Source organism: Massilia sp. S19_KUP03_FR1, from assembly GCF_036688685.1.
In the GTDB taxonomy this organism is placed as follows: domain Bacteria; phylum Pseudomonadota; class Gammaproteobacteria; order Burkholderiales; family Burkholderiaceae_D; genus JALYUM01.
In genome coordinates this window covers 1-1055 of record NZ_JAQQPS010000072.1, presented here as the reverse complement: position 1 = coordinate 1055, position 1055 = coordinate 1, and the positions used below count along the sequence as shown (strand labels likewise).

2 tRNA genes and 1 rRNA gene are annotated in these 1055 nt (G+C 50.7%); all 3 read right to left on the bottom strand.

Annotated features, from left to right (window positions below):
- Nucleotides 1-287 precede the first annotated feature (287 nt).
- A tRNA-Ala gene (locus V6M87_RS27195) sits at nt 288-363 on the bottom strand.
- Nucleotides 364-370: 7 nt separating this feature from the next.
- Nucleotides 371-447, bottom strand: a tRNA-Ile gene (locus tag V6M87_RS27190).
- Nucleotides 448-539: 92 nt separating this feature from the next.
- Nucleotides 540-1055 (bottom strand): 16S ribosomal RNA (locus tag V6M87_RS27185); the annotation flags it as partial.

Genomic DNA, 1055 nt, shown 5'->3' with positions numbered 1-1055 from the left:
TACGTCCTTCATCGCCTGTAATCGCCAAGGCATCCACCATGTGCACTTATTCGCTTGTCCCTATAACGTTAGCTCCTCACGACTAATGAGGAAGCGTTTATAGAGATAAGATGTACAGCGTTGTTGCATGTTTGTTGATACGTTTAATGCTACCCTGCCAATCAACTGTCGTTGACTGACATAAAACTTTACTTCTTCCAAATTTTTAAAGAACGAAACAGCTTTGATCGCTAAAAGACCAAACCTAAACCTGACGGCTTACGTTTGAGCTTTTTAGTAGCAGCGAATGGTGGAGGATGACGGGATCGAACCGACGACCCCCTGCTTGCAAAGCAGGTGCTCTCCCAGCTGAGCTAATCCCCCATTGTACTGGTAGGGCTGGTTGGACTCGAACCAACGACCCCCGCGTTATCAACACGGTGCTCTAACCAGCTGAGCTACAGCCCCGACTAAGGAACACTGCTACTGTTTCTTCTAATTTACAGCCGATAAGTGTGGACGCTTGATGAATTTGGGTTCTCACCCAGGTGCTACTCTAGAAAGGAGGTGATCCAGCCGCACCTTCCGATACGGCTACCTTGTTACGACTTCACCCCAGTCACGAATCCTACCGTGGTAAGCGCCCTCCTTGCGGTTAAGCTACCTACTTCTGGTAAAACCCGCTCCCATGGTGTGACGGGCGGTGTGTACAAGACCCGGGAACGTATTCACCGCGACATGCTGATCCGCGATTACTAGCGATTCCAACTTCATGTAGTCGAGTTGCAGACTACAATCCGGACTACGATACACTTTCTGCGATTAGCTCCCCCTCGCGGGTTGGCGGCGCTCTGTATGTACCATTGTATGACGTGTGAAGCCCTACCCATAAGGGCCATGAGGACTTGACGTCATCCCCACCTTCCTCCGGTTTGTCACCGGCAGTCTCATTAGAGTGCCCTTTCGTAGCAACTAATGACAAGGGTTGCGCTCGTTGCGGGACTTAACCCAACATCTCACGACACGAGCTGACGACAGCCATGCAGCACCTGTGTTACGGTTCTCTTTCGAGCACA